We start from the raw sequence: 13,942 nt of genomic DNA, 5'->3' as shown, positions 1-13,942 counted from the left end.
CACTCTGGGATCAGTTCGCCCCGCCCGTCCCGGCCAGCTCGCTGTAGAATTTCGGCCCCAGCCGCGAACCAGAAGCGGTGATCGCGAAGCTGAGGACCAGCATCGCCCCTTCCGACATCATCTTGAGATCGTTGCCGAACGTCGCGATCTCCACCGGCCCCGACAGACGCTGGCCCATGCCGCGACAGGCCTGGAGCCGCGCCCACAACCGGCGTTGCGCCGCGTCCCCGTCGGCGACCGGCACCCCGTCGATCGCTTCGGCGACACGGCTGAAGGCGGCTTTGCAGTCGAGATAGCCGCTCGTCCGCTTTGCCGGGCCGACCCCCGCGCCATAGGTGCCGTCGAACCTGACGAGCGCATCGCGATACTGCTGCGCGACACGCGGCGATATGCGGCGGAATTGCCCGACCGGGACCGCGCCCTGCCCGATGCCGCTCTTCGCGATCAGGCGGGCGAGTTGCCGCACTTCGGGAAAGGCGAAGGGTTCCCGCGACCTGTCCGGCGGCGCACTTGCGTCGGTGCACCCCAACGCAATCCCCGCCACGACCGACAGCGTCACGACGCCGACGACGATCGTCCCTCTCGTAGCTCGGATCACTCCCCGGATGGCCGGCGTCTGCGCGTGCAGCGTCGCACAGGTAGAACGATGCCGCCCGGTCCGGATCGCAATCGTGCCTTCGCGCATTCGGTCCGGTTCGGCGACGATGCCGAAACGGTCCGAGTTGACAGCTCGCGCTCACCGGCATCATCATATGCTGCAGCGCGAAACACAGCAGCGCGCCAGGCGGTGCCCATCCGGATCGGGGGATAGGTTGTGGCTCGGACAGACCGGAATAGCAGCGTGCAGGACGTCGGACGGTGACCGCGCTCGAGCGGATCACGCTGGAAAGCGTCTTCCTGGAGGTGCGCGGCGATCTCGAACGCGTGATCCGACGCCGGTTGCAGTCGACCGACATCGTTGCGGATCTGGTTCACGACATCTACCTGAAATGCCGCAGCGTCGGCCTGGACTTCCCGAACCGCCGCGAGGCGCGCGCCTATCTGTTGCGGATGGCGTCCAATCTGGCGATCGACCATGTCAGGGTCGAGGGGCGGCGCGCGGTCATCCTGAGCGACATGGCACCCTATTTCGAGGCGCTCGAAACATCGGTCGCGACGCCGGAATCGTACAGTTTCGCCGCGGACAAGGCGCGACAGATCGAATCGGCGCTGGTCGGCCTGCCCGGGCTGACCCGGCAGATGTTCATCCTGGTCCGCCTCCACGGCCTCACCCACAAGGAAGTCGCCGAGCGGATGGGCGTGTCGAAGAGCTTGGTCGACAAATATGTGCTGCAGGCGCTATTGCGGTGCCGCGACGTCCTGGGCGGTCTCGACGCGCTCGATTGATAGTTTCGACCCGTTCATTCGTATAGCTGGGCATGAGCCACTTTCCATCCGACAGCTTTCGGCTCGGCGCAGCCAATCGCGACCCCGAGGAGGAAGCGTTGGGCTGGGTCGTGCGCCTGACGTCGGGCGATGCCGGAGACCACGACCGGCGCGAGTTTGAAAGCTGGCGTTCCGAACCGGAGAATGCGCGTGCCTATGACCGCGCGCAGCGCCTGTGGAGCGGCATCGGCCCGATCCTGCGGGAACGCGAACAGGCCGGCTGGCCGGACGCGGCAGCCGAGCCGGACGATGGTCGACGCGCCGGACGGGCGCGGCGGCGGTTGGACCGGTCGGCCGCGCTGCGCTACGCCGCGATCGCCGCGGCCGTGGTGATGAGCGTCGGCGCCGCCGATCGTTATGCGACCCGCTGGCAATACGACCATGTGAGCGATGCGCGGGTTCAGGAAGACGTCCCCCTGGCCGACGGCAGCCGGGTGACGTTGGGCCCGGACACCGCGTTCACCACGGACTTCCGCAACGGCGTGCGCCACGTCGCGCTCGCACGGGGCGAAGCCTTTTTCGACGTGAGGCACGATCCCGCGCACCCGTTCGTCGTATCGTCCAGGGACGGCGTCGTCAGGGTGTTGGGCACCGCCTTCACCGTGCGCCGGCGCGACGACGACCTGACCGTCGTGACCGTGTCGCGCGGCCGTGTGGGCGTGACGTCGGGTGCGCGCGATGCCGTTCTGGTCCCGGACCGACAGATCGCGTTCGGCCCGCAGGGGCTGGGACGGATCCGCGCCGTCGACGCGTCGCTGGAAACGGCATGGACGCGCGGGCGGCTGATTATGGAAAACCGGCCGCTGTCGCAGATACTCGAGGAACTCGATCGCTACCGCGCCGGCCGCATCCTGCTGCTCAACGCCGAAGCGGGAGAGCGACGGATCAACGCGGTGATCGATCTCGACCGGACCGACAGCTGGCTCACCGCGCTCGCCTCGTCGCAGGGGCTGAAGCTGACCACGCTCGGTCCCGTCACCGTCATTCGCTGATCAGGCGGGGGCGATCCGCCGGGAGCGCGTCGACCTTTCAGGATCCTTGCGATTCCAGGGCGGGCCGCTCGTTTGGCACATTGATGACGACGATCCGCCCTTAGGCCCGACGAGCCGGAATCGAGGTTGATGTGCGCCCAATCCGAATGATGTTCCTGCTGCCGCTTTGCCTCGCTTCGCTGCCCGGCACCGCGCTCGCCGTTCCGACCGGAGCCGTCCAGCACGATCTCACCGCCTGGTCGATGTTCCTTCAGGCCGACTGGCTGGTCAGGAGCGTGATGCTGGTGCTCCTGTCGGCGTCGGTCACGACCTGGGGCATCGCCTTCGCCAAGTATCGCGAATTCGCCAGGGCGCGTCGTGCGATCGCCCACGACCGCCGGATCCTGGCCGCCGCCAGGACGCTGGCCGCCGTCCCCGACCTGCGCAGCGAGATCGGCAGCATGTTGGTCGCGACGGCGCGGGACGAGGTGGACGGCTGCGTCGACCTGGCCAACGCCAAGTCGGCCGATGCGATGACCGAACGCCTGTCGGTCCGGCTGGTCGATGCGGAGGGGGATGCCGTGCAGTCGATGCGCGCGGGCTTCAGCGTGCTGGCGTCGGTCGGGGCGACCGCCCCTTTCGTCGGCCTGTTCGGCACCGTGTGGGGCATCATGAACAGCTTCATCGGCATATCGCGGGCACAGACCACCAATCTGGCCGTGGTCGCACCGGGCATCGCGGAGGCGTTGCTGGCGACCGCGCTGGGCCTGGTCGCCGCCATTCCCGCCGTGCTGCTCTACAATATCTTCTCGCGTCAGATGGCGGGGTTCCGCCGCGACCTGCACCACATGTCGACGCGCGTCGCCTGCCTGGTCAGCCACGATGCGGAACGCGCGCAGGTTCCCCAGCTCAAGATCGCCATCTGACCTGTCCTTCGCGGAGTACATTCGATGTCGATCAAGCTTGGAAGCGACGGCGACGGGATGGAGGAGATCAACGAGATCAACATCACGCCGTTCATCGACGTGATGCTGGTACTGCTGATCGTCTTCATGATCGCGGCGCCGCTCGCGACTGCGACCGTGCCGCTCGACCTGCCGGTGTCGACCGCCCAGGCACAGCCGGACCCGCAGGAGCCGGTGTTCCTCAGCCTGCAGAGCGACCTGAAGGTGTCGATCGGCGACCGTGCCATCGACCGCGCCGTGCTGGCACCGGAACTGCAGCGCGCGACGAAAGGCGACAAGCAGGCCCGCATCCTGCTGCGCGCGGACAAGACCGTCCCTTATGGCGACCTGATGGGGCTGATGGATGAGATGCGCAAGGCAGGGTATCTCAAGGTCGGGCTGGTGACGCAGGACGGCGGCGCAGGTGGTGCGAAATGACGAGGGCGCTGTCCGCAGCGATGATGCCCGTCGCGACGCCCGTCGGCCGCCTCCCACGCCGCCCGGCGGACGAAACTGCGAAGACACGGAACACCATGGATCCCCACAACCGCCCGGCGTCCGCCAACCTGCGACACGATGCCGCGGACGGACGGCGTCCCGTCCGCAGGCGGCAATGGCCCTATGCGCTGATCTTCTCGATCGGTCTGCACGGCGCGGTCGTCGGGGCGATGCTGGTCGACTGGCGCTGGGCGCGGCACGCGGACGACAGCCCGCCCCCCGCGGCGATGGTCGTCGAACTGGCGGTCATGCCCGCATCGCCGCCGATTCCGGCAACGCAGGTCGCGCCCGGCCCCGAACAGGTGGAGGCGCAGCCGGCGCCCAAGCCGGTCGAACAGAAAAGCTTCGACCCGCCACCGCAGGTCGACGCCGCGCCGAAGCCTTCGTTTATCCTTCCCGTGAAACCGGAACAGAAGCCCATCGAGGCGCCCACCGTCGCCAGGGAGGCGCGCGAGACGACCGCGCCGCAGGCGGTCGAGGCCGCCGCCGTCGACAAGACCGCCGCGCCCGTCGAGGGCAACAATGCCGCGCCGCCATCGAACGCGGAACAGGCCTGGGAGGGGAAGATCCTCGCCAAGCTGGAACGTAACAAGCGCTACCCTTCCGCGGCGCAGGCCGGTGGGCAGCAGGATACTGTGCTGGTCCGGCTGGTGATCGACCGCGCCGGCCGCCTGATCGAGGCATCGCTCAAGAAAAGCGCCGGGTTCGCCCTGCTGGACAACGCGACGCTGGAACTCGCCCGCCGGGCGAGCCCCTTCCCCGCTCCGCCGCCCGGCGTGACGGGCGACCGGATCGTGCGCGTCGTGCCCGTCGAATTCTACATCAGGAAGCGTCGCTGAACCCGCCGCGCCACCGGAGACCATCATGACCACGACCGACCTCACCGAATTGCCGGCGGCGAGCGGACAGGACGACCAGCGCGCCTCGCCCACCATTCCGTTTCGCATGACCGTCCTGCAAAACGGGTTGACCCTGATCGTCCACGAGGATCACCGGCACCCGCTCGTCGCCACCCAGCTGCGCTTCCGGGTCGGGTCGAAGGACGAACCGGCGGGGCGGACCGGGTTCGCCCATCTGTTCGAGCACCTGATGTTCAAACAGAGTGCGAACCGGCGCGGCAACTGGCATGCCACCCTTCAGTCGCTCGGCGGCACAGGCGTCAACGGCACGACCGGGCTCGACCGGACCACTTATTTCCAGACCGTGCCGGTCGGGGCGCTGGACCATCTGCTGTGGATGGAATCCGATCGCATGGGCCATCTGATGGGCGGCATCGATACCGCGACGCTGTCCGCCGAAGTGGAGGTAGTGAAGAACGAGAAGCGCCAGCGCGAGGGCGAACCCTATGGCGGGATGCTCGAAGCGATCCTGACCACGCTCTATCCCGCCGGCCATCCCTATGCCCATACGGTGCTCGGCTCGTTCGAGGATCTCGACAACGCCACGCTGCAGACGGCGGCGGACTGGCACCGGCGCTGGTACGGCGGGTCGAACGCCATTCTGGTGCTGGCTGGCGACATCGCCTTCGACGACGCGCTCGCCTGGGTCGAGCACTGGTTCGGCGCAATACCGGCGGGGACGCCGGTCGGCGCGGTGACGCGCTGGTTGCCGGAGGTGACGCAGCCGCGACGGCTCGTGCTGCACGATCGGGTGCCGCATCGCCGCCTCCATGCCGTGTGGATAAGCCCGCCGGGCGCCGAGGTCGAATCGACGGCCCTCGCCATGCTGGGCAGGATCCTTTGCGACGGCAACCATAGCCGGCTGGTCCGCCGGCTGGTCGAACGCGATCGCCTGTGCCTGGAGATCAAGGCCGGGCAGGACGGGCGGGCGGTGTCGGGCGAATTCGCGATCGCCGCCACGCTCGCCCCCGGTGCGGCGATGACCGCGGTCGAGGCGGCGATCGGCGAGGAACTGCGCGACCTGCTCGATCGCGGTCCGACGCAGGAGGAACTCGATCGCGTCCGCCGCGCCAACCGCGCCGGTTTCCGCCGCGTCCTCGACGATCTCGGCCGGGTAGCGGAGATGCTCGCCGCCAACATGCAGACCTATGATGCGCCGGACGGCCACCTCGCGCCGGTCGCATTCTGCGACACCGCGTCGACCGACACGATCCGCGGCATCGCTCGCCGCTGGCTCGATCGTCCCGCCGCCCTGACGCTGGACGTGCGGCCGTTTACCGCCATCGACGCCACCGCCGACCCGGCGCGACGCGACACGCCGCCCGCGATCCTGCGGACGCCCGTCGGCCGGTTGCCGGACATGTCGCGCGCGACTCTGGACAACGGGCTGCGGGTGCAGATCGCGCACTGCCCCGGCGCGCATGGCGCAGACATCGCGCTGTTGTTCGACGACGGCACCGACGCCGATCCGACGGGACGCGAGGGGTTGTCCGCGCTGTCGCTGGACCTGCTCGCCGGCGGGAGCGCCCGTTACGACCGGCATGCGCTGTCCGCGACGCTGGCGGAGCGAGGCATCCACCTGGCGACGAAGATGCGGGCGGACTTCTCCACCCTGTCGATGGCGATGCTGAAGGACGAGGCCCCGGGGGCCCTTGACCTGATGGCGGACATGCTGCTGGGGCCGACGTTCGACGCGGACGAGGTACGCCGGCGGCTGGATCGCCGGATCGCCGCCGCCCGCACGCAGGGTCTGAACCCGAAAGCCGCCGCGCGGATGGCGGCGTCGCGGCTGATGCACGGTGCCGACAGCCTGCTGGGCCGCTCATCCGACGGCACCGTCGAAAGCCTCGCCACCCTGACCCGCGACGCGATCGTGGAGCGTCATCGCGACCGGCTGAACCCGGCGCGCGCGCACCTGCTGATCGCGGGCGGCTTCGCGCACGACGAGGCGATCGCCATGGCGGAGCGGGCGTTCGGTCGCTGGGTGCCGTCCGGTCGGGCGCCGTCCCGTCTCGACGCGTCGCGTCGCCCGGCGCCGGGACGCTATCGGATCGACCGCCCCGGCAGCGCGCAGTCGGCGCTGCACATCGGCCTGGCGTCGGATCGGTTGCGGATCGGCGACATGGCGGCGGCGATCTTCAACCAGATCTTCGGCGGCACGTTCAACTCGCGCCTGAATGTCAACCTGCGCGAGCGGCGCGGCTGGACCTATGGCATCGGCAGCGGCCTTTCGCATAGCCGGACGATCGGCGAGTTCCGGATTCAGACCGAGGTCCAGGGGGACCGGACGCTCGACGCGCTGGCCGAGATCGAAGGTGAATTGCGGGCGCTTACCGGCGAACGGCCGCTGCTGGACGATGAGATCGATGCAGCGCGCGACAGTATGCTGGTGGCGTTGCCATCGCGCTGGGTGAAAACCGCGGCCGTCGTCGACGCGATGGTGCAGTCGATCGTCTTCGACCTGCCGCCCGATCATTTCGACCGCGCCGAGGACCGCCTTCGCGCCGTCAGCGCGGACGCGATCGGCGAGGTGATCGGCCTGCTCGGCGATCCGTCGGGCCATTGCTGGGTCGCCGCGGGCGATCCCGCCCATCTGGGCGGCGCGGGCTATGCGACGGTCGACGCGTTCGCCAACCGCCTCTGACCATCCGGCCGGCTTGCGATCCCGTCGCTGCCGGATCGTTCTTCTCCTATCGATCAACAGGGAGGCGCGCTTGCCGGCGATATCCGATCCGTTCCCCGGATTCGCCCTGCCGTGACCGGCACGGCGGCCGATGGCGGTGCGGCGCTTCGCGCCGCGCCGACACGCACGACATGCTGGTGCGCTATCTGACGCGCCGGCTGTCGTGTCGGCACACCGCGGAGGATGTCGCGCAGGACGTCTTCCTGGCGATCCCGCGGATCAGGCCGCTCCGTCCGATCGTCAATCCGCGCGGGCTACTGTTCCGCATCGCGAGCAACATGGCGATCAACCTGCGCAACCAGGACGGCCGCCGCCGCGAACTGCGCGAACGCCACGCCGCGATCCTGTGGGCCGCCGTCGACGAGGTGACGCCCGAACGCCAGCTGCTGGGCGGCGAAGCTCTCGCCTGCGTCGCGCAGGCCATCGGCGGACTGCCCGAGCGCACCCGGCAGATATTGCATTGGCGGCGGATCGACGGCCTGACCAACCGCGAGATCGCAGGCCGGCTGGGCATTTCGACCACGGCGGTGGAGAAGCACATGCGCACGGCCATGGCGACGCTGATCCGCGCGGTCGACCCCGAATAGACCGCGCGGGTTAGGCAACGGCCCGCTCGCCTGTCATAGCGACGACATCACCCCGCGGAACAGTGCGTGCCACAGGCAGACCCCGGACCCATTCCGCCGCCCGACGAGGATGCGGCCGACACCGCCGCCCGCTGGATCGAGCGGCTGACGGCGAGCGACCCGCCCCCAGGCGACGTCGCCGAGCTGCGTGCCTGGCTGTCGGCCGATCCGGCGAACGCCCGCGCCTATCGTGCCGCCCGCGCGATCTGGGCCGAACTGCCCGATCCGCTGCGGCGTCACCGGCGCCTGTCGCTACGCGTCGTCGGCGGCACCGCGATCGCCGCCGCGCTGGCGGCGGTGGCGATCATGCCGCTGATCCGCCACGATCAGACGACCGCGCCGACCGAGGTCCGGCGCCTCGCGCTGCCCGACGGCAGCACCGCCTGGCTCGACGGCGACAGCGCGATCGATGTCGCCTTCGACGGCGCACACCGGCGCATCCCCCTCGCCCGCGGGCGGGTCGCGGTGGAGGCGGCACGCGATCCGGCCCGCCCCTTCGCGGTCGAGGCCGGGGATGCGACCGCCACCGATATCGGCACGACCTTCGCAGTCGATCGGGCACAGGGGCTGGAGGTGAGCGTCGCGCAAGGCATCGTCGATGTCGCGCGCGCCGGGCGGACGGTCCGCGTGCGCGCCGGCGCGGCGATCCGCTTCGACGGCCCCGCGCCGCGCCTGTACCGATCGACGCGCGACGCCTTTGCCTGGCGCACGGGCCGGATCGTCCTGAACGACGTTCCGCTCGCCCGGGCGCTGGCGGAACTCGATCGCTACCATGCCGGGCGGATCATACTGGTCGATGGCGAGTTGGCGAACCGCCGGGTCAGCGGCACCTTGTTCACCACGCGGGTCGGCGAAGGGGTCGATGCGATTGCCCGCAGCGAAGGGTTGCGCGTCACCCACCTGCCCTGCTGATCCCGGTACGACGCGGCGCGTGATGTCGTCCGGCGGCGTGCACGCCCAGACGGCAACGCAAGCGCAGGATTTCGCCATTCCCGCCGGCCCGCTCAGCCGGACGCTGCAGGCCTATTCCGCGGCGACGGGCGTGCAGCTCGTCTATTCGAGCGAGCTGGTCGCGGGCAAGCAATCCCCCGGCGTGTCGGGCCGCATGACGCGCGAGGCGGCGGCTGGCCCGGCTGCTGGCCGGGACGGGCCTGTCCGGCAGCTTGGCGGGCAATACCGCGACGATCGCCTGCGCCACGACCGCAGACGGCGAGCGGGTGACGGGCGCGGTGCGAGTCGAGGGCGCGCAGGGGTCGCCCTATTATGGCGGTGCGGGCGTCGCGGCGGGAGTCAACGGCATCAACGGATCGCGCGACGTCACCGCGACCGAGGGGACGAAGAGCTTCACCAGCGGCGCACTGACGATCGGCAGCAAGGTGCCGCAGTCGATCAAAGACGTGCCGCAATCGGTCAGCGTGCTGACCAGCGAGCGGATACAGCAGCAGGGGATACAGGATTATACCCAGGCGGTGCGACAATTGCCGGGGATCACGGTGGTACTGGGGCCGACCGCCCTGCAGCCGATCTTCTATTCGCGGGGCTTCGGCATCAACACCATCCAGTTCGATGGCGGTGCACCGCTGGCGCTGGACGGCAAGCTGCGTGGCCGACTGGTGATGACCTGTCAGGACCGGCGCTATTTCTACGATCGCGCCAAGGACGACAAGACCCTGGTCTATGGCATCGTGGAACTCGACGCGACGCCGATCACGCTGCTGACCGCAGGGGTCAACTACTCGCGTCAGAACAGTCTTCCTTGGCTCAGTGGCTTGCCGCGATATCTGAATGGAGGTGAGGTAGAACTGCCACGCTCGACCTGCCTGTGCATGCCATGGAGCCGCTGGACTTTCGACACGACCGAACTGTTCGGCAGCGTCGAACAGAAGCTCGGCGACGACTGGACGGCCAAGGCCAGCCTGCTCCGGCGGCGCCAACGGGCAGTCGTCGGTCTATCGCCAGGGCAATGTCTGCGTGAACCTCGCCGGCGCGCCCAACCCCGTCACCGGCACGCAAAGCTGCGCGTCGAACACCGCGCCCGATACCGTTCCGTACAGGTTCACCGTGCCGCCTTATGTGCTGCTGTCGGGCCGCCTCGATTATCGCTTGTCCGACCGTTGGTCGTTCGCGGTCAATTTCGACAACATCCTCGACAAGACCTGTTATCAGACCATCGGCTCGGCGACCGGCGGCAACTGGTACGGCGCGCCGCGCTCGGCGATGGTCAGCGTGCGCGGCAAATGGTGACGCACACCTGATCCGCCGCGGCGCGGAGGGGGGCGGTCGACGACGGCCGCCCCCGCCTTCGTTGCGATATCCGCGCCGCCCCCTCGTTTGTTCCTTCAGTAGGGTGAGCCGACCCGCAGGCCATCCGAAACCAGAAGAAGGACACCGCACCGATGAACATGCATGTTCTCGCGCCGATGGCGCGTGGCCAGGGGCTGCCGCCGGAACGGCTCACCCCGTCGCAGCGCCTCGCGTTCGACAGGGCGATGGAAGCGACCGCCGCCCACCCGATCGTGCTGGTCGAAAGCGAATCCGGCATGGGCAAGTCCACCATCCTGCGGGCGATGCATCGCGCGACCGGCGGCCGTTTCCTGAATGCCGAGGACATATTGCGCGCCCATGCCCGCGTCGACGCGACCGAATATGAACAGGTCGTCTACGACACGATCCGCGCGGCGATCGACGCGCATGACATCGTCTATTTCGACGACGTCGGCGAATATCAGCTTGCCGCCCACAGCTATATGTATCACCGGCCCAACGTGTTCGGCGCGGTGTTCAAGGCGCTGTACGATGCGGTCGATGTCGCCGGCAAGACGTTCGTCGTCAGCACGCTGCGCAGCCCGATGATCGCCCAGCCCTCGCAGATGGTACTGTACCGCCCCCTCACCGTCACGCTACCGTCGCTGCAGGCGGTCGACTACCGGCACATCGTCGCCGACCGGCTGGGCGAAACCGCCGTCGCCGCGATCGATTTCGAGCGGGTCCACGCCTTTTCGCGCACCCTGTCGGGACATTTCCTGACGATGATCGGCGACATGATCGACGCGCGCGGGATCCATGCCCCCACGACCGGCGACGTCACCGCCATCCTCGCCGGGCAGCTGCTGAAATCGAACGTCGACGCGCGCGAGGTAGAGGCCGTCGAACTGGGCGGCCTGGTCGGCGTGGAGGCGATCGTCGAGAAGCTGGAACGCACCATCCTGCTGCCGCTGAAGGAGCCGGATCTGGCACGGGAACTGGGCCTGGCGGCCAAGCACGGCGTGCTGCTGTACGGTCCGCCGGGCACCGGCAAGACGACGATCGGCCGCGCCCTCGCCCATATGATGAAGGGCAAGTTCTTCATGATCGACGGCGACTTCGACCACCAGAGCTGCTCCTTCTTCGACAAGGTGAGGCAGGTGTTCGAGGCAGCGCAGCGCAACGCGCCCTCGGTGATCTTCATCGACGATGCAGATGTGATCCTGACCGACCCGCGGCTGGCCTATTTCGGCCGCTATCTCCTGACGCAGCTCGACGGGCTGATGAACGAGGCATCGGGCCGCATCTGCGTGATGATGACCGCGATGGACCTGAAGGGGTTGCCGCTCGCGCTACTGCGGTCGGGCCGCATGGAAGTGTGGCTGGAGATGAAGCTGCCCGACGCGAAGGCGCGCAGCGGGATCATCGACCGCTATGTCGACCGCCTGCCGATCAGGCCGCCCGCGTTCGATTCGACCGCGCTGGGTGCGGCGACGGAAGGGTTCACCCCGGCCGACCTGCGCCGGCTGGTCGCCGATGCCACCGGACATCTGGCGCTCGACCGGCACCTGGGCGATCCCGAGCTGCCACTCGAAATCTATCTCGACGGTGCCGCCGCCGCGCTGCGCGACCAGAAGCAGCTCGCCGACCGGGCATTCCACAAGCGCGGCGGGCGACAGTTCCACTGATCCGTCCGTACCCCCTATCCCGATTTGCTGTCGCGGGCCCGCAGCCCAGCCGCCGCCCGCCGGAGATCTCCGATGCTCATGACTCTCGACCACACGCCCGCCACGGGCAGCAATTGCCTCTATCGCATGACCCCCAGCCAGCAACGCGCCCATGATCAGGCGCTGGCGACCATCCGCGCTGCCGCGGTCACCGTCATCAAGGGTGACGTCGGCATGGGCAAGTCGCTGGTCGTCGCCCATCTGCTCGCGAAACTGGGCGGCACCGTCCATTCGCTCGACCGGATCATGACCGACGTCGTCAGGCGCGGCTCGGGCAAGATCGAGGAGGCGCTGGTCGATTACATCGCCGGCGCGATCGCGGCGGGATCGCTGGTGTTCGTCGAGGACGTCACCATGCTCGACGGGCTGGGCAATATGGCTGCGGTCGACCGGCCGGGCTATCTCCACCATGTCATGGCGGCGCTCTATCAGCGGATCATGGCGGCCGGCGCCAGACTGGTCATCGCCTCCGCCGACAAGCCCAACGGCAACGTGAAGACCAAGGCCGCGATCGTCGAGATGGATAATCTGGCGGCGGAGGACTATCTCGTGATCATCCGCAACCGAGCCGCCGGTGTGCCCGCCGACTTCGACCGCGACAGGGTCGCCCGCACCTTCAAGCGTCTGACGGGGCATCAGATCGCCGCCGCGATGAACCTGCTCGCCGGGCGCGGCGACACGGCGCCGACCGCCGAGGCGTTCGTCGACGTGATGAGCGGCCTGCGTGGCCGATCGAACCTGGTCGTCGACGACGTCGAGGAGGTGACGCTCGACGGACTGGTCGGGATCGACGCGGTGGCGCGCGAACTGATGCGCACGATCGTCATCCCGATGACCCAGCCCGACCTCGCCCGCGAACTGGGGCTGAAACCCGCACGCGGCGTGTTGCTGCACGGCGAGCCGGGGACGGGCAAGACGACGATCGGGCGCGCCCTGGCGCGGCAGATGAAGGGCAAGTTCTTCATCATGGACGGATCGACCCGGCCCGAAGCCGCCGGCCCGCTGCTCGACGCGGCGGAAGCCTCCGCGCCGTCGGTGTTCTTCATCGACGATGCCGACGTCATCTTCAGGAACGGCGAGAATTCGGGCTTCGCGCGCAAGCTGTTGACCAAGCTCGACGGGCTGGAGAGTGAATCGATCGGCAACGTGTGCATCGTCATGACCGCGATGGACGTCGCCGACATGCCTCCGGCGATCGTGCGATCGGGCCGGGTCGAGGTGTGGCTGCACATGGAACTGCCCGATGCGAAGAAGCGCACCGACATCATCCGCCACTATGCGCACGGCCTTCCCGAGGAGATGCGCGGCTTCGACGAACAGACGCTGGTCGACGCCACGGCCGGCTTCGTGCCCGCCGACCTGCACGGGCTGGTCGGCGACGCGCGCGGCCACATCGCCTATGACCGCTACAAGGGCCGTGCGGTGAGATCGTTCGAAGACTATCTGCTGATCGCGGCACGGGACATCTGGGACCGCAAGTCGGTGCTGGCGACGCTGGGCGGCAAGTCACGACCCACGCCCGCCCTGCCCCGGCGGCTCGCGCCCCCGCCCTGCACCGAGGGCATCTGTAGCTGATCGGCCCGTCGGGATGGTGGATCCCGATGCCGATCGCATCGGGATCCACCGATGAAGGGACAGGCACATGACGGTCCCCCGGTTTCTCCTCCGGGCATGGTTCTCATACGCCCACCGGTCGAGTGCCTTCGAGATGAACTCGCTGCCGTAGCACATCGGGAAGCGCTGGAACGGGAGCCACTGTGGCCCTGATGAAGACAAGGCCGCGAAGCGGCTGCAGGCTTCATCAGGGCAAGCCATGGCCGGCCAGCAGGTATCTAAAGTGAAGTTATCGAGACAACACTTTGGAGGCCGACCGACCATGACCAAGCTCACCTCTACGCCTGCCGGCGCCGTGCTGGTAGCCATCG

Annotated in this window: 12 protein-coding genes; 11 read left to right on the top strand and 1 reads right to left on the bottom strand. The window is 68.6% G+C overall.

Annotated features, from left to right (window positions below; translation table 11 throughout):
- Positions 1–10: 10 nt before the first annotated feature.
- Positions 11–598: a hypothetical protein gene (locus ABLE43_RS19980; RefSeq protein ID WP_348979905.1), complete on the bottom strand. Its 588-nt coding sequence runs from the start codon at positions 596–598 to the stop codon at positions 11–13.
- Between the two features lie 260 nt (positions 599–858).
- On the opposite strand from ABLE43_RS19980, the gene ABLE43_RS19975 reads away from it, so the two are divergent.
- From ABLE43_RS19975 to ABLE43_RS19925, 11 genes are all read left to right on the top strand, one after another.
- Positions 859–1,386: an RNA polymerase sigma factor gene (locus tag ABLE43_RS19975; RefSeq protein WP_348979904.1), complete on the top strand. Its 528-nt coding sequence runs from the start codon at positions 859–861 to the stop codon at positions 1,384–1,386.
- 32 nt (positions 1,387–1,418) lie between these two features.
- On the top strand, positions 1,419–2,417 hold the full coding sequence (locus tag ABLE43_RS19970; RefSeq protein ID WP_348979903.1) for a FecR family protein: 999 nt from the start codon (positions 1,419–1,421) through the stop codon (positions 2,415–2,417).
- 131 nt (positions 2,418–2,548) lie between these two features.
- Positions 2,549–3,322: a tonB-system energizer ExbB gene (gene exbB, locus ABLE43_RS19965; protein ID WP_348979902.1), complete on the top strand. Its 774-nt coding sequence runs from the start codon at positions 2,549–2,551 to the stop codon at positions 3,320–3,322.
- Positions 3,323–3,346: 24 nt separating this feature from the next.
- Positions 3,347–3,778, top strand: coding sequence for a TonB system transport protein ExbD (exbD, locus tag ABLE43_RS19960; protein WP_348979901.1), 432 nt, complete (start codon positions 3,347–3,349; stop codon positions 3,776–3,778).
- Between the two features lie 95 nt (positions 3,779–3,873).
- Positions 3,874–4,677: an energy transducer TonB gene (locus ABLE43_RS19955; protein WP_348979900.1), complete on the top strand. Its 804-nt coding sequence runs from the start codon at positions 3,874–3,876 to the stop codon at positions 4,675–4,677.
- 25 nt (positions 4,678–4,702) lie between these two features.
- Entirely contained in the window at positions 4,703–7,381 is a 2,679-nt protein-coding gene (locus ABLE43_RS19950; protein ID WP_348979899.1) for a M16 family metallopeptidase, read from the top strand.
- A gap of 176 nt (positions 7,382–7,557) precedes the next feature.
- Complete coding sequence (locus tag ABLE43_RS19945) at positions 7,558–8,007, top strand: RNA polymerase sigma factor (protein WP_348979898.1); 450 nt, start codon at positions 7,558–7,560, stop codon at positions 8,005–8,007.
- Between the two features lie 66 nt (positions 8,008–8,073).
- A complete protein-coding gene (locus tag ABLE43_RS19940; protein WP_348979897.1) occupies positions 8,074–8,958 on the top strand; it encodes a FecR family protein in 885 nt (294 codons plus the stop codon).
- A gap of 251 nt (positions 8,959–9,209) precedes the next feature.
- On the top strand, positions 9,210–10,301 hold the full coding sequence (locus ABLE43_RS19935; RefSeq protein WP_348979896.1) for a TonB-dependent receptor plug domain-containing protein: 1,092 nt from the start codon (positions 9,210–9,212) through the stop codon (positions 10,299–10,301).
- 141 nt (positions 10,302–10,442) lie between these two features.
- Positions 10,443–11,978 (top strand): AAA family ATPase, encoded by a 1,536-nt coding sequence (locus tag ABLE43_RS19930; protein ID WP_348979895.1) that lies wholly within the window; start codon positions 10,443–10,445, stop codon positions 11,976–11,978.
- Positions 11,979–12,050: 72 nt separating this feature from the next.
- Positions 12,051–13,592 carry an AAA family ATPase gene (locus tag ABLE43_RS19925; protein WP_348979894.1) on the top strand — a complete coding sequence of 514 codons (1,542 nt, stop codon included), beginning with the start codon at positions 12,051–12,053 and terminating at the stop codon, positions 13,590–13,592.
- The last annotated feature ends 350 nt before the right edge of the window (positions 13,593–13,942 follow it).

The organism is Sphingomonas silueang, from assembly GCF_040049155.1.
GTDB lineage: Bacteria > Pseudomonadota > Alphaproteobacteria > Sphingomonadales > Sphingomonadaceae > Sphingomonas > Sphingomonas silueang.
The sequence above is the reverse complement of the archived record's forward strand: the minus strand, read 5'-3'. Positions and strand labels throughout refer to the sequence as shown.